General features: G+C 50.5%; 19 protein-coding genes. 10 read left to right on the top strand and 9 right to left on the bottom strand.

Translation table 11 applies throughout. The features are described 5' to 3' along the window. Positions 1-237: 237 nt before the first annotated feature. Positions 238-2,100 carry a methyl-accepting chemotaxis protein gene (locus L9G74_RS17835; protein WP_238898122.1) on the bottom strand — a complete coding sequence of 621 codons (1,863 nt, stop codon included), beginning with the start codon at positions 2,098-2,100 and terminating at the stop codon, positions 238-240. A 220-nt stretch (positions 2,101-2,320) separates the two neighbouring features. Between L9G74_RS17835 and L9G74_RS17830 the strand changes: the two genes are divergently transcribed. From L9G74_RS17830 to L9G74_RS17820, 3 genes are read left to right on the top strand one after another with little or no spacing between them, the layout of a single operon-like run. Further along, positions 2,321-2,869, top strand: coding sequence for an RNA polymerase sigma factor (locus L9G74_RS17830; protein WP_438944585.1), 549 nt, complete (start codon positions 2,321-2,323; stop codon positions 2,867-2,869). Beyond that, positions 2,866-3,369 carry a hypothetical protein gene (locus L9G74_RS17825; protein WP_238898121.1) on the top strand — a complete coding sequence of 168 codons (504 nt, stop codon included), beginning with the start codon at positions 2,866-2,868 and terminating at the stop codon, positions 3,367-3,369. The genes L9G74_RS17830 and L9G74_RS17825 overlap by 4 nt, the downstream gene beginning before the upstream one ends. Beyond that, positions 3,366-4,307, top strand: a complete 942-nt coding sequence (locus L9G74_RS17820) for a DUF4097 family beta strand repeat-containing protein (RefSeq protein ID WP_238898120.1) — start codon at positions 3,366-3,368, stop codon at positions 4,305-4,307. The genes L9G74_RS17825 and L9G74_RS17820 overlap by 4 nt, the downstream gene beginning before the upstream one ends. 12 nt (positions 4,308-4,319) lie before the next feature. Here the strand turns inward: L9G74_RS17820 and rsuA are convergent, their stop codons facing one another. After that, a complete protein-coding gene (gene rsuA, locus L9G74_RS17815) occupies positions 4,320-5,012 on the bottom strand; it encodes a 16S rRNA pseudouridine(516) synthase RsuA (RefSeq protein WP_238898119.1) in 693 nt (230 codons plus the stop codon). A gap of 225 nt (positions 5,013-5,237) precedes the next feature. On the opposite strand from rsuA, the gene L9G74_RS17810 reads away from it, so the two are divergent. Further along, positions 5,238-7,328 carry a M13 family metallopeptidase gene (locus L9G74_RS17810; protein WP_238898118.1) on the top strand — a complete coding sequence of 697 codons (2,091 nt, stop codon included), beginning with the start codon at positions 5,238-5,240 and terminating at the stop codon, positions 7,326-7,328. A 79-nt stretch (positions 7,329-7,407) separates the two neighbouring features. Here L9G74_RS17810 and L9G74_RS17805 read toward each other — a convergent pair whose 3' ends face one another. Continuing rightward, positions 7,408-8,109, bottom strand: coding sequence for a hypothetical protein (locus L9G74_RS17805; protein ID WP_238898117.1), 702 nt, complete (start codon positions 8,107-8,109; stop codon positions 7,408-7,410). Between the two features lie 358 nt (positions 8,110-8,467). Between L9G74_RS17805 and L9G74_RS17800 the strand changes: the two genes are divergently transcribed. The 4 genes from L9G74_RS17800 to L9G74_RS17785 all read left to right on the top strand — a co-directional run bounded on the left by L9G74_RS17800 (position 8,468) and on the right by L9G74_RS17785 (position 11,748). Then, the gene (locus tag L9G74_RS17800; protein ID WP_238898116.1) at positions 8,468-8,872 is read left to right on the top strand and encodes an SMI1/KNR4 family protein; all 405 of its coding nucleotides are present in this window, start codon (positions 8,468-8,470) and stop codon (positions 8,870-8,872) included. Between the two features lie 18 nt (positions 8,873-8,890). Next, the gene (locus L9G74_RS17795; RefSeq protein WP_238898115.1) at positions 8,891-9,388 is read left to right on the top strand and encodes a DUF4447 family protein; all 498 of its coding nucleotides are present in this window, start codon (positions 8,891-8,893) and stop codon (positions 9,386-9,388) included. Between the two features lie 45 nt (positions 9,389-9,433). Further along, complete coding sequence (locus tag L9G74_RS17790; RefSeq protein WP_238898114.1) at positions 9,434-9,901, top strand: YehS family protein; 468 nt, start codon at positions 9,434-9,436, stop codon at positions 9,899-9,901. Positions 9,902-10,059: 158 nt separating this feature from the next. Next, entirely contained in the window at positions 10,060-11,748 is a 1,689-nt protein-coding gene (locus L9G74_RS17785; RefSeq protein WP_238898113.1) for an NAD-dependent malic enzyme, read from the top strand. A gap of 71 nt (positions 11,749-11,819) precedes the next feature. On the opposite strand, the gene L9G74_RS17780 is transcribed toward L9G74_RS17785, so the two are convergent. After that, positions 11,820-12,263 carry a DUF3069 domain-containing protein gene (locus L9G74_RS17780; RefSeq protein ID WP_238898112.1) on the bottom strand — a complete coding sequence of 148 codons (444 nt, stop codon included), beginning with the start codon at positions 12,261-12,263 and terminating at the stop codon, positions 11,820-11,822. Positions 12,264-12,397: 134 nt separating this feature from the next. On the opposite strand from L9G74_RS17780, the gene queG reads away from it, so the two are divergent. Next, complete coding sequence (queG, locus tag L9G74_RS17775; RefSeq protein WP_238898111.1) at positions 12,398-13,567, top strand: tRNA epoxyqueuosine(34) reductase QueG; 1,170 nt, start codon at positions 12,398-12,400, stop codon at positions 13,565-13,567. Between the two features lies 1 nt (position 13,568). Here queG and L9G74_RS17770 read toward each other — a convergent pair whose 3' ends face one another. Both L9G74_RS17770 and metE read right to left on the bottom strand, forming a co-directional pair. Next, on the bottom strand, positions 13,569-13,778 hold the full coding sequence (locus L9G74_RS17770) for a dodecin (protein WP_238898110.1): 210 nt from the start codon (positions 13,776-13,778) through the stop codon (positions 13,569-13,571). Positions 13,779-13,860: 82 nt separating this feature from the next. Then, positions 13,861-16,128 carry a 5-methyltetrahydropteroyltriglutamate--homocysteine S-methyltransferase gene (gene metE / locus L9G74_RS17765; RefSeq protein ID WP_238898109.1) on the bottom strand — a complete coding sequence of 756 codons (2,268 nt, stop codon included), beginning with the start codon at positions 16,126-16,128 and terminating at the stop codon, positions 13,861-13,863. A gap of 143 nt (positions 16,129-16,271) precedes the next feature. On the opposite strand from metE, the gene L9G74_RS17760 reads away from it, so the two are divergent. After that, a complete protein-coding gene (locus tag L9G74_RS17760; protein WP_238898127.1) occupies positions 16,272-17,177 on the top strand; it encodes a LysR substrate-binding domain-containing protein in 906 nt (301 codons plus the stop codon). Here L9G74_RS17760 and L9G74_RS17755 read toward each other — a convergent pair. The 3 genes from L9G74_RS17755 to L9G74_RS17745 form a co-directional block, all read right to left on the bottom strand. Then, entirely contained in the window at positions 17,164-17,889 is a 726-nt protein-coding gene (locus L9G74_RS17755) for an HDOD domain-containing protein (RefSeq protein WP_238898108.1), read from the bottom strand. The genes L9G74_RS17760 and L9G74_RS17755 overlap by 14 nt on opposite strands. A gap of 103 nt (positions 17,890-17,992) precedes the next feature. Further along, a complete protein-coding gene (locus L9G74_RS17750; RefSeq protein ID WP_238898107.1) occupies positions 17,993-18,592 on the bottom strand; it encodes a GDSL-type esterase/lipase family protein in 600 nt (199 codons plus the stop codon). Between the two features lie 88 nt (positions 18,593-18,680). Beyond that, the gene (locus L9G74_RS17745) at positions 18,681-20,627 is read right to left on the bottom strand and encodes a TonB-dependent receptor (protein WP_238898106.1); all 1,947 of its coding nucleotides are present in this window, start codon (positions 20,625-20,627) and stop codon (positions 18,681-18,683) included. Positions 20,628-20,710 lie beyond the last annotated feature (83 nt).

Below are 20,710 nucleotides of genomic sequence, written 5' to 3'. Positions count from 1 at the left end.
GGAATTGGTAGACACGCCAGCTTCAGGTGCTGGTGCCCTTACGGGCGTGGAAGTTCAAGTCTTCTCACCTGTACCAACTTAGAAACCTCGTTTATACGAGGTTTTTTTGTATCTGAAATCCGCAATTGGCTGCTCTACAACGCCAATATTAAATCCGACCTTACGCAAATCTATCTACCTAAAAAGCAGAAACCCCGTATCAACGAGGCTTCTGGTCGTCATATCCAGCTAAGACCACTACGTGCTAAATTGGCTCACCGACTGGTGCAAGCCGTTAGCTAGCTGGCGCACCTGCTCTGATGCTTTGGCGTTATCATTCGCGGCTTGTGCCGACGCTTCTGCAATGTCACGAATCGCCACCACGTTACGGTTAATCTCAGCCGCTACTGTGCTTTGCTGCTCAACCGCTGCGGCAATCTGTGTATTCATGTCCATGATCTCGGTGATATCGCCGGTAATTTCCCCTAACAAACTGCCCGCCTTGGCGGACTGTTCAGCGCTCTCAGTGCCTTGATGTTGGCTCTGGCGCATAGTTTTGACTATGGTGCCAGTACGGTTTTGCAGTGTTTGAATGATTCCGGCGATCTCTTCGGTTGATTCCTGGGTGCGCATCGCCAGATTACGCACCTCATCAGCCACCACCGCAAAACCACGGCCAAGGTCGCCCGCACGAGCAGCCTCAATGGCCGCATTCAACGCCAGTAGATTGGTTTGTTCGGCAATACCGCGGATCACCTCAAGCACACTGCCAATGGTTTGGCTGTCTTGCTCCAGCTCACTGACGATTTTGGCCGAATCATTCAACTGGGCCGCCAAGGCTTGGATCTGCGCAATACTTTGCTCTACCCCTTGTTGCCCTAGCAAAGCATTTTGATGACTCAAGGACGCGCGACTCGCCGCTTGTTCGGTGTTGCGTGCAATCTCTTCGACAGTAGAGCCCATTTCAGTGATAGCGGTGGCAACCATGTCCGTTTCGGTCAACTGCTGCGTCACGCCTGACGACGCCAGCTTGGAGTTATCTGATAACTGGTTACACGCATCTTTAATGGTATCGACCGAGCCTAACACCTGCTGGATCACCTGCTGAAAACTGCCGACCATATTGTTAAAGTGACGGCTGATCTCGCCAAGTTCATCATTACTACGCACTTCGCAGCGCAGCGATAAATCTTTGCTGTGTTCAATTTTAGCGATAGCACTGGTGATGCTGTTCACTGGGCGGATGATGCTCAAGATCGTCAGCACCGTGCCCCACAACATTGCCACGGTTATGATGGCAAACAGGATAAGACCCCACTTGAAGGTGGCTTGCTGCTCAGCAGCGATACGCGCTTCGGCTTGTTGCAACAGTTGTTCGGTCGATTGTTCAGTGCTAGCAATCACCGCACGTAGCACATCCATTTTGCCGGAATGCTCGTCTAAGCCTAAGACAGTCTCAGCATCGACCAATTTCAAGAATGCACTCTTATAGCTTTGGATCAGTGGCTCAATCTCCGCCCGAACCGCAGTGTCTAACTCACTTGCGTTAAGCTGCGCGATAAATTGGTCAAAGTTACCTTTGAAAGTTTCAACATATTTGGCGTCACGGCGCAGCATGAAGTCTTTCTCATTGCGGCGCAGTTGCAGCATTTTTACCAATAACGCATCACTTTGATGTTTATCGAGCAAGGTTTCAACTTGGTGTACGGCGGAACGTAAGTCACCATACAGTCCCGTTGTTGGCGTTAAGCCAATCTGCTGCTGTAACTCAGCGACCTCGGAAAACTGGCGATAATAACGCGCTAATTCATTCTGGAGGGTATCAACCTCAGCCGTAGGAAGGTCATATTGATGAAACAACGTCACTAGCTGTTGCATGAGTGGTGCAATCGATTGATAAACTTCCCGATGTTTATCGACATACTGCATATCGCGCCGAGCAAAGAAGTCCTTTTCCTGCTTGCGCAGCTGCAACACATGGTTGTCGACCTGCTGCACTAATGCTGAACTTTGCGATAACTCGGACTGCACCATTGCCGAGTATTCTTTAAGCGCAAACATGGCCACTAACGCACCGATGGACACTACCGCACTCAAGATCAGTTTATGCCGAATTAACATGGCGAATATCCTAACAAGAAGACCAAAACGTCTGATAAAACCATAGTTGAGCCATGCCATTTTTGCGAACTCAAACAACAGGCTAGCGGTGCTTTGAATATACTCATGTAGCTGCAACAATGACGGCGAGTAAAAATAATGCTTTGTCATTCCAACCTTTTGCATGACGACCAGTATCTAATTAACAAATGTCATTCACCATCACCCTACAGGGAAGCCAGTGAACTTAGCCGCAACCAGCAACACAATTGATGACGAAACGCGATGGATTAACCAAGCGCGCAACGGCGATACCCAAGCATTTGAGTGCTTGTATCACCGCCATCATCAGCAGGTTTACGCACTCTGTTTGCGTCTCGCTGGGCAAGTACCGTTGGCGGAGGAGATGACACAAGATTGTTTTGTCAGGGCATGGCAGAAATTGGATCTGTTTCGCGGCGAAAGCCAATTTGCCACGTGGTTGCATCGTTTGTCGGTCAATCAAGCGTTGGCGTCACTGCAGAAACATCGAAGCTTTTGGGCACGGTTTCTCCCCGAAAGCAGCACTGAGTTCCATGAGATAAGTGAACCATCGACACCGCTGCCCAATGGCATGCAATTAGATAAATACATACTGCGCCTACCTGAGCGCGCCCGCGTGGTATTTGTGTTATTTGCACTGGAAGGTTATAGCCACGAGGAAATAGCCCAACTGATGCAGATCACCAGAGGCACCAGTAAAGCCCAATATCACCGCGCCAAAGCCTTACTGCAGGAGATGTTGTCATGAGTAAGCCGTCACTTGAACAGTTACTAGAACTCGCCCCCAAGGCCATTGCGCCAGAACGCGACTTGTGGCCACAAATAGAGCAGCGTTTAACCGCTGCGAGTAAACCGCGGCCGATGCGACAGCTGTTGGCAGCAGGCGTGTTGGTGGTGGTTGGAGCCTTAAGTTATACGCTGTGGCAACCACAGCAACGCCCCAACCCTGAATTGTTAGCAATGTTGGCTGAATTACAGCAACAGCATCAGCAGCAGATCGCGCAACTGGAACAAAAAAGCCAGTGGGTACAATGGCAGCCCGCCAGCCTCACCACGCCTATCAACCAAGGGGTGAGCGAATTACAGCAAGCATCGGACAAGATTTATCACGCGTTGCAGCAAGACCCACAGAATCAACAACTGTGGCAACTATGGCTGTGGAGCCAAAAACGTCAAATAGAATTACTCACGCAAGGACAGCAACTGCCGGTCCCTGCCAACAATCCAACACAAGGAATCCGCATATGAAATGGCAATCAACCTTAGTCTTTGCCTTTGCTGCCAGTGTCAGCACTTTCGCTTTCGCCGCTGACAAGGTCGACAAACAAGCCCCCTTGGCCGCCGGTGAAAAAATCGACCTGCGAGTACAACGCGGCAATGTCACCATTCAAAGCTGGGATAAAGCCGAAGTGTCGATTAGTGGCACCTTGGATGAAAAGAGCGATGGATTGGTGTTCGAACAACAAGGCGGCAAATTTGTTATTGAGGACAAACTGCCGCGCCAGTATTCCGGCAACAATAATGACGGTTCAGTATTGAAGATTATGTTGCCCAAAAACACCAGCTTGAAGCTGGCGGGCGTCTCTACCGACTTTAAACTGAGTGACCTAGACGGCAGCGTTGACGGCAATAACGTGAGTGGCGAGTTGACCCTGATCAAACTGAACGGCGACATCAACTTGCGCACCGTATCTGGCAACATCACAGCGAAAGATCTCAGTGGCAAGTTGACGCTAGAAACCGTGTCAGGCGATATCAAAGATCAACAAAGTAGTGGCACTGCTCATTACAGTTTGGTCAGTGGTGATTTGACGGCCGACAGCCAAGCCAGTGAAGTGTATACCGACATTGTGTCAGGTAAAGTGAAGTTACAACTGCAACGCGTCGAGCAACTTAACCTCAATGCGGTCAGCGGTGATGTTAAAGTCAAACTCAACACCATCACCAAAAAAGCCGAGCTTAACAGTGTCAGTGGTGATATTGAGTTAACTTTCAGCCAACTGCCCGATGCCGAGTTTGATATCAACGGTGGTCCAAGCGGCGACATTGACAACAAGCTCACTGGTGACAAGCCCGTCAAAGCCAAATATACCCACAGCGAAAGCTTGTCGTTCCAAACTGGCGCTGCCACCGCCAGTATTGAGATCAATACCATCAGCGGTGACATTGAGTTAGCCAAACAATAACCGCTTAGCTGTTTAACCGACGCTAGCAATCTCGGCGTCGGTTAAATAACGCCACTCACCTTCCGTCAGTGCCGCATCTAGCTCAATCGCACCAATCGCTTCACGGTGCAGCCCAATCACTTTGTTGCCCAGCGCGGCAAACATCCTTTTTACTTGGTGATACTTACCTTCAGTAATCGTTAGCAATACTTCGGTGTCACTGATGCGCTGCAGTTGTGCCGGTCGCGTCAGTTCACTTTCGCCGCGCAGTTCCAAGCCGTGTTGCAGTTGCTGTTCGGCATCGGCCACCAGCGGCTCGGCTAACCAGATGCGATAACGTTTACCGCATTCACGCTTAGGAGAGGTGACTTTATGCGACCATTGACCGTCGTCGGTGATCAACAACAAACCTGTGGTGTCGGCATCTAACCGTCCGGCAAAGTGCAGTCGATCTAACAACGGCTCATCCAGCAAGGTCAACACACTGGGATACACTTCATCGACGTTGGAACACAAGGTATCAACGGGTTTGTGCATCATGATGTAACGGATACCAATCAAGCTGAGTGGTTCACCTTCTAAACAGATAACCATCGCTGGCGATACCTTCAAACTGGCATCTTTCACCACCTCACCATCTACGGTGATTTCACCTTGTTTCAACACCCGTTTGGCAAGGGCGCGAGTCAAGCCTGTCGACTCACAGATAAATTTGTCTAGCCTCAATTTCCGTACTCGATTACAGCAGCAAAGCGGCTATTATCCGCTAAAGACGCTGACGGAACAAACTTGCTTACAACTCGTGACACATTTGGCAATGTTAAAGACTTGAGAGCAAACCGCCAGCCACTTAACATGTTCGGTCTGCAATACCGCCAACTTAGGCCATTGCTATACCGTCACATAAGTACTTTGCCAGCCAACATTGAGCAAAGCGAACAAGGACTCCATATGAAAAAGTTACTGATTGGCGGCCTGTGTGCCTCCATGATCGCAGGCTTGGCTGCCTGTGGTGACAAAACAGATGTTACCAACACATCAGCACCAGCAAGCCAAACAACCCCAGCAGCGACTGCCGTTAAACAAGCACTCAGCTCAGGTATCGATTTTAACAACTTCGACAAAAGTGTCCGTCCTCAAGACGACTTTTATACTTATGTAAACGGTGGTTGGCTGAAAAGCACTGAAATCCCAGCAGACCGTACCTCAGTAGGTGCCTTCTACGATTTGCGTGAAAATGCTAAGAACGATATCAAAGCGATCATCGAAGAAGTCGCCGCCAAAAAAGATCTGCAAGCCGGTTCTGACGAGCAAAAAGTGGCGGATCTGTATCGTGCATACATGGATACTGCCACTTTAGATAAACTCGGCATTACCCCATTAGCGCCATCCTTGGCAAAAATTGATGCGATTCAAAACACCGATGACTTGGTGAAATACTTTGGTGCCGAGCAAGCCGTTGGTGGCGGTACTCCTATTGCCTTCTTCGTGGATATCGACAGCAAAGACTCCACCCGTTACGTCAGCCAAATTTGGCAATATGGTCTGAGCCTGCCAGAGCGCGATTACTACTTCAATGACGCTGAACGCTTCGTCAACATTCGTACCGCGTTTGTTGAACATATGACCAAGATGTTCAAACTGGCGGGTTGGGAAAAACCACGTAAAAGCGCAGAAGCGATCATGAAGCTAGAAACCGCCATTGCCGAAGCGCACTGGGATGTGGTCGCTAGCCGTGACAGCACCAAAACCTATAACAAATATGAAGTCAGCAACCTAAAAGAGTTGGCACCAGAAATTAACTGGAACCTGTATCTGAGCGCCATCGGTGCAGGTCAAGCGACGGACATCATCATCAACCAACCTAGCTTTGTTACTGGACTGGGTAAATTGGTGAAAGATACTGACATTGCCACTTGGAAAACCTATCTGCGTTGGCACCTGCTGAGCAACTACGCAGGCGATCTGGGCAGCGCATTTGACGAAGAAAACTTTGATTTCTTCGCCCGCACCTTGAACGGCCAAGAAGAACAACAACCTCGCTGGAAACGCGGTGTGGATAAAGTCAGCGGTCTGTTGGGCGAAATCGTTGGTAAAGTGTACGTGAAACGCCACTTCAGCCCTGAAGCCAAATCACGCATGGAACATCTGGTAGAAAACCTGCGTCAAGCCTATAGCAACAGCGTAGATGGCTTGGATTGGATGACAACGACGACTAAAGCCGCCGCTAAAGAAAAACTGGCGAAATTTAATCCGAAGATCGGTTATCCGAACAAATGGGAAGACTACAGCAAGCTGACTATCTCTGCTGATGACCTGGTCGGTAATGAAATGCGCGCTGGTATTGTTGAACATGAAAAATCACTGGCTAAATTGGGTGCGCCAATCGACCGTGATGAATGGCACATGACCCCGCAAACCGTCAACGCCTATTACAACCCAACCATGAACGAAATCGTGTTCCCAGCCGCGATTCTGCAACCACCGTTCTTCAACATGGCGGCAGATGATGCAGTGAACTACGGCGGTATCGGTGCGGTAATCGGTCACGAAATGGGTCACGGTTTTGATGACCAAGGCGCTAAGTACGACGGTGACGGCAACATGCGTGACTGGTGGACCGAGTCGGATCTGAAAGCCTTCCAAGAAAAAACCAAAGCCTTGGTTGAGCAATACAACAACTTCTATGTATACCCAGATCTGCACGTTAACGGCGAGCTGACCTTAGGCGAAAACATTGGTGATTTATCTGGTGTGACTATCGCTTACAAGGCATACAAAATGTCTCTGAACGGCAAAGAAGCACCGGTGATTGATGGTTTGACTGGCGATGAACGCTTCTTCTTAGGCTTCGCGCAAATCTGGCGTGCGAAAGTCAAAGAGCAAGCAATGCGTAACCGCGTAGCGACTGACCCACACTCACCAGCACAGTTCCGTGCGATTGGTTCTCTGGAAAACATGCCTGAGTTCTACAGCACTTATGATGTGAAAGCTGGCGACAAGATGTATGTTGAACCAGCAAAACGCGTGAAAATCTGGTAAACATTCCGCAATTAAAAAAGGCGCCATCAAGGCGCCTTTTTCATATCGACTGAATATCCCGTTGCTCGGTAAGCTGCTATTAGATGAATACGATCCAAGCTAACAACGATAACGACATACACACCACAATCATACCGGCGATTTGATCGCGGGAGAAATGCCAATCAAATGAGGTATCAGGCGCAAAGAATGAACTTTCGCTTTTGCTCTTTTTCGGCAACAAGCCCGCAAAAATGCTCTCGTCCTTGACGGTTTTATCGGCAAGATCCAGCTTAGCACTGCTGTCGATACGTTGTTCCCAAAATGATTTATTAGGTTGTTGATAGGCAGCTTGCTGACCTCGGCAGCTATTATCCCAACATGCGCTAGTAGAAAACGCATTACGTTGCGGCAAAATATCGCCTTGATGCGATGGACTCACACTGCTGTCGTCCAACCAATAATCTTGTTGCGACAACATACGATCCGTTGGTGTAAACATGGAAATCTGTTGCACCGCATGAGCGACATAATCAAAGGTAACATTGGCAAAGCTTAGGCCACGGTGCTCATGCAACTTAAATGGGTTGAAGTCTGGCAAGTTAAGCTCGGACGACCAACTTGGCGTTAAACTCACGCCATCAACTTTGGTATCGCTTTTAATAGGATGGGTAGCTTGCATTGCAGCATCCAGCATGCGCCCATGCTCAGTCTTTTCTTGGCTGATTTCCTGCTCATTACAACCGAACATTAAACTGCCAACCAATAATACCGCGACATAACGGAAAACAGTGTACGACATAGCCACCTCTTGTTGCTGCTCATCTATAGCGACTCGCTGTTAACCACGGGAAATTCACCGTGGAGCAAGTCATAAAACTGACGTTAAACAGCCACATACAAGAATCAGGCCAACCACAAAACCCCAGTTAAAACCCTTGTAGCACGCCACTTTCAGCTAACTTGCTGACAAAAAGGTGGCAGATGTTCTCCGAGTCATTCGCCAAAGCGGCAAGTGGTCGCCGCTTTATTGTCGTTACCAGCATCCACGCAGTATCACAGAAACCCAGCGCAAAAAAGCCGCCTGAGCGTACAAGCCTTGTGCCTTTGGTTTAAGCCGTTATACTCTCGCTCCTTAACCGCCAATTGAGGCCAAAGCCATGCATGAAGTGATAGAACAGCTGCAAGAGCAGAGCGAAACCGTCCCGGTGCCATTAGAGCTACCGAGTTTTGAGCAGATTGTTGAAGCAGAAGAGCAGATCTTGCTGCCTATCCCGGCAGAAGTGAAAGAGTATTTGCTGTATGCCAGCGACGTGATTGTCGGTTCCATCGAGCCCGTCACCGTGGCCGACCCAAACTCGCACACTTATCTGCCTGAAGTGACGGCTTACGCTTGGTCGATTGGCTTGCCACGTCACTTGATGCCAATCTGTCAGCTCGGCGACGATTTTTACTGCGTTAACGAAGAAGGCATCGTCTATTTTTGGCAAGACGGCTTTCTTGATGAAGACAACGCCTTTGAATCATTCTGGCAATGGGTTGAAGAAGTCTGGCTCCCAAGCTAACCACATAAGGTAAACACTATGGCGCACTACGCCCTGACACCGTTTGAATTCCAATGTCTGCGCTTGTCATTGAGTCTCAGTGAAGAGAAAGCTGCTGAACTACTTAAATGTTCAGTAGCAGAGCTGCAACAGTGGGAGTTAGGCCAATTGGCGATTCCTGAACTGGCAGAGAAAAAACTGCTAGAAATTGATGACATCATCGAGATGCAAGTACTCAACACCTGTGACTCAATCGAAGCGATGTTTAAGAAAGAGCCTAAACGCCGTTTGGCGTTCGTGGTGTATCCAACGCAAGCGCTCTACACCCAGTACAACCCAGAGTTTTTGAGTTCACTGCCGCTAACCGAGCTATACAACACGGCAGCTTGGCGCATCAAAAAAGAGTGCAAATTAGTGTTGGAAGTCGACATCGCACTGGTGCCACTCAATGTAGAATCCTACAAAGCCTTCCGTGAACAAGCGGGCTTGGGTGAAAGCCGCGAAAGTCGCGCCAAATGGGCGGCTAGCCAACTGTAAGTTTTGCTGCGGCGTGCATGCGCCGCCATTGAATAGAATACCAACATGACCAATAACGACATTCTGCGCCGTCTGCGCTACGCCCTTAATATTCATGACAGCAAAATGATCCGCATGTTTGCTCGTGTCCATCGCGAGATAGAACCGGAGTTGTTAGTAGCGATCATGAAAAAAGAGGACGAGCAAGACTACCGTCCTTGTGATAACCGCACTCTGTGCCAATTTTTGGACGCGCTAATTATTGAAAAGCGCGGCCTAAAACCGGGGGCAGGCATTCCGCAACCAAGCAACGATCTGAATAACAACCTGATCCTTAAAAAGCTGCGCATCGCACTGCAACTTAAAGAGGAAGATTTTATCGAGATGTTAGCCTTGGCGGATTTTCGTTTGACCAAGACCGAACTGTCGGCCTTTTTCCGCAACCCAGAACAAAAGAATTATCGCTACTGTGGTGATCAAGTGATGCGCAACCTGTTAAAAGGTATGTCACTCAAGTTACGCGGAAAATCTTAACGCTATCGTTCAACCCAGCGAACCGGTTGAACGGGCAAAATTCGTACTAAATAAAGTCACTAAAGTCGTATAAGTGCTACAAGGGTCACATTTCGTGCTAATCTATGGCCTACCAGATCACGAAATCTAACCACTGAAAAATCTAAGAAAGGTTCGCTATGGACGACAACAAACGCCCGCTCTATATGCCATTTGCGGGTCCAGCACTTTTAGAAGCACCGTTGATCAACAAAGGCAGCGCCTTCACCGAGGAAGAACGTACCTCGTTTAATCTCGAAGGATTGCTGCCTTATTATATTGAAACCATTGAGGAGCAGGCTTCCAGAGCCTATGACCAATTCCGCAGTTTCAATAATGACCTCGACAAACATATCTACCTTCGCAATATTCAAGACACCAACGAAACCCTCTTCTACCGCCTAGTGCAAAACAACATTTCTGAGATGATGCCGATCATTTACACGCCAACTGTGGGGCTGGCGTGCGAGCGATTCTCGAAAAACTGGCGTCGTAACCGCGGGTTGTTTATCTCCTATCCAGCGAAGGAACGTATCGACGATATCCTCAATAACTCTACTCGCCACAAAGTAAAAGTGATTGTGATTACCGACGGTGAGCGCATTTTGGGGCTCGGTGACCAAGGCATCGGCGGCATGGGGATCCCGATTGGTAAACTGTCGCTGTACACCAGTTGTGGTGGTATCAGCCCAGCATACACCTTGCCAATCACCTTAGACGTGGGCACTGATAACCCACATCTGCTGGAAGACCCAATGTATATGGGTTGGCGCCATAGCCGCGTTGGCGGTGAAGAATATGCCGATTTTGTCGACTCAGTGCTGGAAGCGATTCATCGCCGCTGGCCTGATGCGTTGATCCAGTTTGAAGACTTTGCCCAGAAAAACGCGATGCCACTGTTGCAGCGTTATAAGGACAAATACTGCTGCTTTAACGACGATATTCAAGGCACTGCCGCCGTGACCGTAGGTTCACTGCTGGCCGCCTGTAAAGCCGCTAACACCCAGTTGAGCAAACAACGCATCGCCTTCCTCGGTGCCGGCAGTGCCGGTTGTGGTATCGCAGAAGCGATTGTGGCACAGATGGTGTCTGAAGGCATTAGCGACGAACAAGCGCGTCAACAAGTGTTCATGGTGGATCGTTGGGGTCTGCTGCAAGACAACATGCCTAACCTGCACAACTTCCAAAGTGCGTTGGCGCAAAAACGCGAGCATATCGAACGTTGGGATAACTTCTGCGACAACATCTCCCTGCTGGATGTGGTCAACAACGCTAAACCAACCATTTTGATTGGGGTATCTGGCGCACCGGGACTGTTCAGTGAAGAGATCATCAAAGCGATGCATCAACACTGCGAGCGGCCAATTGTGTTCCCACTGTCGAACCCAACCAGCCGTGTCGAAGCCACACCAAAAGATATTCTGTACTGGACCAACGCCCAAGCCTTAGTGGCTACCGGCAGTCCATTCGAACCTGTGGTGATTGATGGTCAAACCTACGAGATTGCCCAGTGTAACAACAGCTATATCTTCCCAGGTATCGGCTTAGGTGTGTTGGCAACCGGCGCTAGCCGCGTATCGGATGAGATGTTGATGGCCTCTAGCCGCGCACTGGCAGAATGTTCACCATTAGCGATCAACGGTGAAGGTTCATTGCTGCCACGCTTGGAAAATATCCACGCCGTCAGTAAACACATCGCCTTTGCAGTAGGTAAAGTGGCAATAGAGCAAGGTTATGCGCTGCCGAAAACTGACGAACTGCTGCTGCAAGCGATTGAAGATAACTTCTGGAAACCAGAGTATCGCCGCTACCGCCGTACTTCATTCTAAGTTTGGTCGGTTGTCGCAACAAAAACGGATGCCATCGGCATCCGTTTTTTATTAGCGCGTATACAGCAGCATTAGGCTGGCAAGCCAATCACTTCACGCATGCTGTTGAGCAGACGGCGATCAGTACGGGCTTTTTTCAACTTACGGATACTTTCACGCAGCGCATCTTTTGAGATCCGCGCATAGATACCATCAGTATCTTGCTGTGACAGCTCTTGCTCACTATCCGCTTGTTTCTCGGCTAGTTGCTGGCCAACCATGCTCAATTGCAACCAAGCCGCGGCAATAAAGAAGCCGTGAAAGTGGGCTTTTGGCATCAGCTTAGTGGCGCTCGCTGGCAGGCTAAGCCACGCTTCTTCGAAGGTCGCGGTGTTATCCGCCAGCAGTTCATCAAACAAGCTGTCATAGGCTTCACGCAGCCCTTCTGGCAGTTTATCCATCGGCAACACAGTGCCACAGATGTTCACCGCGGCGGTGTATGCCTGCTCGCGGTATTCTTGAGTTTGTTGGCTCATATCGATTCCCAAAACTAAAACGGCGGCAAGTATAACATTGGCGCTAACGCTTTAGCAGCGCTGATTAGCACTGCATTAGCGACCGCAAATTTGCTATGATGCGCCCCACCTATCCACCCAGCAGCCACTTGTCCATGACTGACACGCCGCCAAGCTTTGACGCTAGCTTACTCAATCAGCTGGCCCGCGACATCAAACAGTGGGGTCAGGCGCTGGGGTTTGCCAAAGTCGGCATTTGCGATATCGACTTAAGCGCCGAGGAGCCAAAACTCAAAGCGTGGTTAGCCAAAGGTTACCATGGTGAGATGAGTTATATGGCCAACCACGGCATGATGCGCGCCCGCCCGGCCGAGCTGCATCCGGGCACCGTGCGCGTCATCTCAGTACGAATGGACTACCTGCCGCCGCAAGCGGGCTTTGCCAAAAACCTTGAAGATCCGACCAAGGCGTATATCTCCCGTTATGCGGGCGGTCGCGATTACCACAAACTGATGCGTAACCGCTTGAAACAACTGGGTGAGCGCATCAACCAAGCCTTAGCCGAGTTGCAATTACCTGACAGTGGCTACCGGCCATTTGTTGACTCAGCACCGATTCTTGAGCGGCCACTGGCGGCCAAAGCGGGCTTAGGCTGGACCGGTAAACATTCGCTGATCTTAGCCAAAGAATCGGGCAGTTGGTTTTTCCTTGGTGAATTGCTGATTAACCTGCCGCTGCCGGTGGATATTCCGATGGCCGACCAATGTGGCAAATGCGTCGCCTGTATCACTTCGTGCCCTACTGGCGCCATTGTCGAGCCATATGTGGTCGATGGTCGCCGCTGTGTGTCTTATCTCACCATTGAGTTACAAGGTGCCATTCCGCTAGAGTTTCGGCCGCTGCTAGGCAACCGCATTTATGGCTGTGATGACTGCCAACTGGTGTGTCCGGTGAACCGTGAAGCACCGCTGACCGAGGAAGAGGATTTCCACATTCGGCCGCAGCTGAAACAGATGTCGCTGTTACAACTGTTTGCGTGGGATGAAGCGACGTTTTTGAAAAACACCGAAGGCAGCGCCATTCGCCGTATCGGCCATGAACGTTGGCAACGCAATATTGCGGTAGCCCTAGGGAATGCGCCCTACAGCGCCGAGATTGTGACCGAGCTGGAAGCCAAACGCAGCAGCGCCAGCGCACTGGTAGCTGAGCATATCGATTGGGCATTAGCGCAACAGCAACAAAAACAGCAGGCGGCGCCGAGCGATGATCGCAAACAGCAGCGCCTACTGCGCATTATTGAAAAAGGCTTACCGCGCGACGCCTAACCTACTCCGCATCCAAGGTAAAACCGACTTTGATGGTCACTTGCCAGTGGGCAATCATCCCCGCTTCAATATGACCCCGACTATCGATGACTTCAAACCAACGCAGGTGATGCAGTGACTGGCTCGCGGCGGCGATAGCATTGCGAATGGCATCATCAGAGCTGATGGGCGATGAACCTGTGAGTTCAATGATCTTGTAGACATGACTCATAAGTAAACTCCTCAAGCGTGGGGGACACTCTCAGTATAGTCAGTGTCACCCAAGCCGTTGGCATCGCCAGCAGCGCTCGACGTTAGCCTAAGCGGCGGCGCAGTTCACGTGCAGCATTCACCATGTTACGCAGCGCGGGTTCCACCTCTTCCCACTGACGAGTTTTCAGGCCGCAGTCTGGGTTGATCCACAATTGGCGCAGGCCAATGCGCTCAGCGGCTTTTTCCATCAAAGCCACAATCTCCGCTTCGGTTGGAATGTTCGGTGAGTGAATGTCATACACGCCCGGACCAATCTCATTCGGGTATTCAAACGCTTCAAACACATCCAGCAACTGCATCTGCGAGCGGCTGGTTTCGATGGTGATGACATCGGCATCCATGGCGGCAATCGCAGCGATGGTGTTGTTGAATTCGCTATAACACATGTGGGTGTGGATCTGAGTATGATCTTGCACCGCGCTGGCACTCAAGCGGAATGCCGCCACCGCCCAATCCAGATAATGTTGCCAATCGCTCTGTTTCAACGGCAGACCTTCGCGGAACGCTGGCTCGTCAATCTGAATGATGCCGATGCCCGCTTGTTCCAAATCGGCCACTTCATCGCGGATCGCCAATGCCAACTGATTTGCAACCGTTTCGCGAGAGATATCTTCACGGCAGAATGACCAATGTAGAATGGTGACAGGGCCGGTGAGCATGCCTTTAACTGGCTTATCGGTCAGGCTCTGCGCGTAAGTCGCCCAATCCAACGTCATCGGTTGTGGACGGCTAACATCGGCGTAGATCAACGGGGGCTTCACGCAGCGAGAACCATAACTCTGCACCCAACCATATTGGGTAAAACCTACCCCGGCCAACTGCTCACCAAAATATTCCACCATGTCGGTACGCTCCGCTTCACCGTGTACCAACACATCGATGCCCAACTTCAACTGCCGCTCGATGGTATCTTTGGTGACCTGTTGCAGCTGGTTTTGATATTCCGCAGCGCTCACCTCGCCTTTGCGCCAGCGACTACGCAGATGACGTACCGCTTGCGTTTGCGGGAACGAACCAATAGTGGTGGTTGGCAGCAATGGCAGTTGCAATTTCTGCTGCTGTGCCTGCTGACGCAGTGCAAACACGCTATGACGTTGGAAATCTTGAGCGGTCAACGCCGCTAACCGTGCTGCTACCTCAGCATCACGCGACTGCTGCCGCTGTAGGCGCAACTGCTGACAACGCTCACAAATCGCTTTCGCTTGTGCTGACAATGGCTCATTGAGCAATAATTGCAGCTCTTGCAACTCGACTAACTTTTGCTTAGCAAACGCCAGCAAGGCTTTCAGCTCAGGCGCCAACTGCTGCTCAACACTCAAATCCACCGGCGTATGCAGCAATGAACAGCTTGGCGCCAACCACAGGCGATCACCCAATTGATGGGCATACGGCGCCAGTGTTTCGGCCAATAAATCTAGCTCTGCCGCCCACACGTTACGGCCGTTGATCACCCCGGCAGAGAGCACCTGCTCGGCCGCCAATGAATCAGCAAACAACGCTAACTGCTCGCGGTCGGACACGATATCTAGATGCAAACCCGCTACCGGCAGTGAACTCACCAACTCATGGTGATGCGCGATCGAGCCGTAGTAACTGGCCAGCAACACCTTAACGGGTGCGCCGTGCAGTTGTTGATAGCTGCTGCGCAACGCCTGCTGCCACTCGGCATCTAATTCTAAGGCGAGGATTGGTTCATCCAACTGTACCCAGGTCACGCCGAGCGATGCAAACTTGGCGAGCAGTTGCTCATAGGCCGCTAACAAACTTGGCAGTAACGCCAGTTTATTGAATTTGCCGCCAACGGTTTTCGCCAAATGCAGGTAAGTTACCGGCCCTAACAATACTGGTTTGACTTGATGACCTTGGGCAATCGCTTCTTCAGCTTCTTGCCACAACTGTGGCCAGCTCAAGTTAAATTGCTGATCTTCCTTCAATTCTGGCACAATGTAGTGATAGTTGGTGTTGAAGAATTTGGTCATCTGCGCTGCGGGGGCTGGCGTGCCGGTCGGGGCACGGCCACGCGCCACACGGAACAACGTATCCAGATCGATATCACCTTGCAGATGACGCTCTGGTACCACACCCAAGGTGGCGCTCAGGGTCAACACATGGTCGTAAAAAGCAAAGTCACCAACGGGCAGCAGCTCAACGCCGGCATCCGCTTGCCATTGCCAATGGGTACGACGCAGATCGGCAGCAATCGCTTGTAACTCTGTCTGGTTGATCTCTTCCCGCCAATACTGCTCTAGCGCAAATTTTAATTCACGTTGGCGACCAATGCGGGGAAACCCCAAGCTATTCAACTTCATGCTGCAATCCTTCTGGTGAGTAATGTAAAGGCCAAAAATCAACTTTTAGGCGTCTGGACGTCTAGAAGTTTATTGTGGTAGGCTGCACACATTCAAACGAAATGCTTTCAACGACAACATGAGCAGGATTCAATAGCATGGGAATGATTGAACTGCGCCACTTGAGAACAGTACTGGCCTTAAAACAAACGGGCAGCCTTGCCGCTGCCGCCAGCAAGTGCTTTGTCACTCAGTCGGCGTTATCACATCAGCTGAAAGAGTTGGAGTCACGCATTGATGCCAAGGTGTTTGTGCGAAAAAGTAAGCCGTTGGCGTTTACCGACGAAGGCTTAAAACTGGTGTTATTAGCTGAAGATATTTTACCTAAAGTGAGCGCTACCGAGTTGCAGCTCAAGAGCAACACCGAACAGCAAGCGCCACTGCGCATCGGCATTGATTGCCACAGCTGCTATCGCTGGCTGATGCCGGTAATGGCACAATTTAATCAACAGTTTCCGGATGAACGCTTAGATCTGCTGAGCCGCTACTCGTTTGATGCGCTCGATGCACTCGAACAAGGCGAGCTGGATATGGTGCTGACCTCCGATCCGGTCGATAACAGCGCGCTGCATTTTGAGCAATTGTCCGAATTTGAAGTGAAGTTAGTGGTCGGAAAAGACACCGCACTGGCGCGTGAGACCTATGTGACACCAGCGCAATTAGCAGGGCAAACCATTATCAGCTACCCTGTGCCGCTATCAAGGTTAGATTTAGTGCAGTATTTTCTCGCGCCTGCTGGCGTTACGCCGGGGCCACAAAAGAGCTGCGATCTCACCAATGTGCTATTGCAACGTATCGCCTGTGGTGAAGGTGTGGCTGGCATGCCGAGTTGGTCGCTCACAGAAGCGCAAGGGCTGAGTTTAACCAGCGTGCGCTTAGGAGAAAAAGGGCTATTCCGGCCGTTGTATGCCGCGATTCGCGCAGGTGAACACGCCTTACAACAGCCGATGGTGCAGCGCGTCATGCAGTTGATCGCCGACGCAACTGCTGCGCCAGTTACAGCGGATTAAGCAACAAACCGCGCATAGATAAAATACGACGTAACACTAACCCGGGTGAATTGGCATCGCGGGTTTGACGCAGATTATGCGCAATCATAAATTCATGCTGTAAATCTTCATCTAAGCCAAGCGATTCAAACGCTTCCAAAGTCAAAGTTTGCTGTTGAGTATCAATCAAGTTTTTGATGATGCTCAACGGGAAACATTGCTCAGCATCCGCATTCAGATACGCAAAGGCGGTCAACGCAATAATCTGCCCAAATACGCTAAACAGCGCCAATGTTTGCACTTCATCAGGATCGATATTGACGCCCTGCATCTGATGCAGGCTATCCACCGCTTCAATCGCAATGCTTTCCGTCAAGCGCCAATAACCTTGTACCAGTTTACGGTATGGTTGCGGCAGCTCATCAAGACGTTCTTTGAGATAGAAAGTGAAGGCATAGCGGTAGATGTTCACTTGGCCTAAGCGGATCAGCGCATCTTTCAGCGTGCGATTAGCGGTTTGTACGGTCGGTGCGGCAGCGTTATTGCTGCGCCACAGCAGATGTGCCGCCAGCGCAGGATCAGTCGAGACAATATCAATAACATTACGAATGTCGCCATCAGCAATAATGGCCTTTTTCAGCGGAATCAAGGTGGCGCGGCGGCCAATCACCTGTTCTTCATTTGCGATGATTGCACGTACCTCAATTAAAACCTGCTGTTCGATCTCTGTCATGGCGATCTTAACCTATTGTTTCTTCCGTAATTCAAACCTGCCTAGTATGGCAGGAATTTACCCACAAAACGCCCCTAAGGGTCAATCTATATTTAGTAATACTCTATTCCGAAAAGGCACCCTCTTGCTGCAGTTTGTCGAAAATTTGTTGTGCCAACTGCTGATAGCCTTGCGCATTGAGATGCACCGTATCTGATTTTAGCTTAGGTTCGCGTAACAGTTGCGATAGGCTGTGGTCTAGCAGCGGTAACTTAAACTCATCGGCCAGCGCGCTGTAGATAGGTGAAGGGGCGAGAAACAGACTTTTTTCGGGAACGGAGATAAGCAACACATCGATGCCACGGCCCTTGGCCTCAGTGATCATCATGGCTAAATTTTGTTGCATCTGTGCCAATGACTGGTTGCGCAGAATATCATTTCCGCCTTCCAGCAGCAGTAGCACATCGGGCTGGGTTTCATCCAAGATATTGGGTAGACGTTGTAACCCTTGAGAGGTGGTTTCGCCAGAGATACCCGCATTGATAACTTGGCAGCCACACAGATGAGCAAGTTGGCTAGGATAATCATCACCTGCGGCCGCACCAACACCCGCGGTCAGGCTATCGCCAAACGCAAGTAGTGTCGCATTAGCATCCAGCGGCGGCAGACTCGGTTTAGAACAAGCAACAAGTCCGGTAAGCAGTAACAGCACAATCCAGCGCATAGTTCACCTTTAAAGCTCATTAGCCGCCATCATGCCGTAAAAAAAGCCGCGCTTACAAGCGCGGCTTTATTGATTTCGCAACAAATTGTTAGAAGTGATAACTCACGCTCAGACGCAGTTCACGGCCAGCACCTGAGTAGTAGCTATTACCCCAACTGCTGTAGAAGCCCGCACTGGCATACTCTTTATCAAACAAGTTGTCGGCGCGCACACTGGCTTGCCAGTTATCACGGCGGTAATTGATCGCCACATTAGCTAACCAATAGTCATCGATTTTGTCATCGATATTGGCGTTATCGCCTTCGAGGTACCGCTTACCTTGATATTGACCTTCGGCGTAGAACTGCCACACATCATTCAGATCATAACTGCTGTAGATGCGACCCGAGTGCTTCGACACCCAAGACAGCGCTTTACCATCATTTTCACCGTTAGTGAATTCAGCATCGATGTAGTTGTATTCGGCGCCAACATCCCAACCGCTGAGCACTTGCCAATCAGCCGTGACGCTGCCGCCGACACGACGAGATTCATCGGCATTGATGTTAGCACCGGCAAACGCGCCACCCACAGGCGTTGGCGCACTGCCATCAAACACAATCTCATCTTTAAGCGCTAGGCGATACAGGCTAAGTTTCAACTGATATTGGTTGGCAACCAGATCCCAACCGGCTTCGATTGAATCACCTTTTTGCGGTTTCAAGCCCATCACACCCGGTGAGGTGTACGCTTGTTCGTCCACTTTGGCAAAACGGAAGTTCTGATCAGCGCGGACGTAAAAACGTTGGCCAGCCACCGGACGGTAGTTAAAACCGAGTTCCAGCGCGTGCGCATGTTCGTCTAAATCCACACCTTCAGGATAGACCGCGGCATCCTCTAGCTCATCTTTCACGTGGGAGTAACGACCACCGATGACATATTCTAAGGTTTTGCTCAGCGGTACCGTTTGTTGCAAATACACGCTTGCCAAGGTTTGGGTGTTGTTGCGATCAGTCCCTGACAGATCAAAGTCCGCTTTACCGCGATGCAGATCAGCACCCAACACGACGCTCAATGGGCCGTTATCGGTTTGATATTTACCCAAGGCTTTCGGATTGAATTCCAACAGCGAGCGGGTATTTTTGCCCGGGCTGCCCCAGCTAACACTGCTGACAGAAGAATCGGAATAGTTCAGATCACCTGCCAAGCTCCAGTGTTCGCTCACTTGCTGTTGCAGATGAGTACGCCACGCGTCAGTTGTCTCGTGAATATAATCGCCGAGTTGGAAGCTGCTTGCTTGACGAGGATCAGCTTGGAACTGCTCCCACGTCAATGAACCTGGGTTTTCCCGTTTGTTATCGTAGTAGCTACCTTCAACGAAGAACTGACGCTTGCCATCATCGTATTGTACGCGCGCCATTACCGAGCCAGTTTCGTTCGCATTATTGCGGCGATAGTTATCGCTTTCGTTGTAATCAGCGGCGGCGAAGTAACGCCATTCGTCAGTGATCTGGCCAGCCACATCAGCACGAGCTTCATAAGTGTCATGGCTACCGGCTGACAGTGTGACATTGCCACCTGCGGCGTTTGGTGCCTTGGTGATGATGTTAATCACGCCACCCACCGCTTGGTCACCATAAAGCACACCGGCGCTACCACTGAGGATTTCCACTCGTTCCACTTGGTTCAATGGAATAGCACTGATGCTAGCTGCGGCGATGTCGATGTTATTCAAGCGGCGACCATCGAGTAAGATCAGCGTGTTATTAGCTGCGGTACCTGAGTTAAAACCACGCATGGCAAACACGGCACCGGTATTGCTGTCAGAGATCTGGATCCCGGCACGGCCACGCAGGACATCGGTCAGCTTGGTTGCACCACTCGCGGCAATCTCACTGGCATCAATCACGGTGACATTAGCGGCGAGATCGAGCGGCGTTTCCAGTTGGCGGCCAATAACCACCATCTGTTCATCGGTCGTTTGAGTATCTGCCAATACTGGCAGTGAAGTCGCCGTCGCACACAGCACAGCGAGAGAAGTCAGTTTGAATCCCATTTCCATTTGCTCCTGAAGGGAAACGGGGCATGAAGGCCACGGCGAGGAAAACTCCAGCCCATTTCGCGATCTGCCCACCGAAA

The sequence above is a fragment of the Shewanella electrica genome (assembly GCF_022321485.1).
Lineage (GTDB): Bacteria > Pseudomonadota > Gammaproteobacteria > Enterobacterales > Shewanellaceae > Shewanella > Shewanella electrica.
Note: the sequence above shows the minus strand (reverse complement) of the source record. Positions and strands in the feature narration are given on the sequence as shown.

Coding starts and splice junctions, on each gene's coding strand:
- L9G74_RS17835 (WP_238898122.1), bottom strand. CDS start 2,100: ATGTTAATTCGGCATAAACTGATCTTGAGTGCGGTAGTGTCCATCGGT.
- L9G74_RS17825 (WP_238898121.1), top strand. CDS start 2,866: ATGAGTAAGCCGTCACTTGAACAGTTACTAGAACTCGCCCCCAAGGCC.
- L9G74_RS17820 (WP_238898120.1), top strand. CDS start 3,366: ATGAAATGGCAATCAACCTTAGTCTTTGCCTTTGCTGCCAGTGTCAGC.
- L9G74_RS17810 (WP_238898118.1), top strand. CDS start 5,238: ATGAAAAAGTTACTGATTGGCGGCCTGTGTGCCTCCATGATCGCAGGC.
- L9G74_RS17805 (WP_238898117.1), bottom strand. CDS start 8,109: ATGTCGTACACTGTTTTCCGTTATGTCGCGGTATTATTGGTTGGCAGT.
- L9G74_RS17800 (WP_238898116.1), top strand. CDS start 8,468: ATGCATGAAGTGATAGAACAGCTGCAAGAGCAGAGCGAAACCGTCCCG.
- L9G74_RS17795 (WP_238898115.1), top strand. CDS start 8,891: ATGGCGCACTACGCCCTGACACCGTTTGAATTCCAATGTCTGCGCTTG.
- L9G74_RS17790 (WP_238898114.1), top strand. CDS start 9,434: ATGACCAATAACGACATTCTGCGCCGTCTGCGCTACGCCCTTAATATT.
- L9G74_RS17785 (WP_238898113.1), top strand. CDS start 10,060: ATGGACGACAACAAACGCCCGCTCTATATGCCATTTGCGGGTCCAGCA.
- L9G74_RS17780 (WP_238898112.1), bottom strand. CDS start 12,263: ATGAGCCAACAAACTCAAGAATACCGCGAGCAGGCATACACCGCCGCG.
- queG (WP_238898111.1), top strand. CDS start 12,398: ATGACTGACACGCCGCCAAGCTTTGACGCTAGCTTACTCAATCAGCTG.
- L9G74_RS17770 (WP_238898110.1), bottom strand. CDS start 13,778: ATGAGTCATGTCTACAAGATCATTGAACTCACAGGTTCATCGCCCATC.
- metE (WP_238898109.1), bottom strand. CDS start 16,128: ATGAAGTTGAATAGCTTGGGGTTTCCCCGCATTGGTCGCCAACGTGAA.
- L9G74_RS17760 (WP_238898127.1), top strand. CDS start 16,272: ATGATTGAACTGCGCCACTTGAGAACAGTACTGGCCTTAAAACAAACG.
- L9G74_RS17755 (WP_238898108.1), bottom strand. CDS start 17,889: ATGACAGAGATCGAACAGCAGGTTTTAATTGAGGTACGTGCAATCATC.
- L9G74_RS17750 (WP_238898107.1), bottom strand. CDS start 18,592: ATGCGCTGGATTGTGCTGTTACTGCTTACCGGACTTGTTGCTTGTTCT.
- L9G74_RS17745 (WP_238898106.1), bottom strand. CDS start 20,627: ATGGGATTCAAACTGACTTCTCTCGCTGTGCTGTGTGCGACGGCGACT.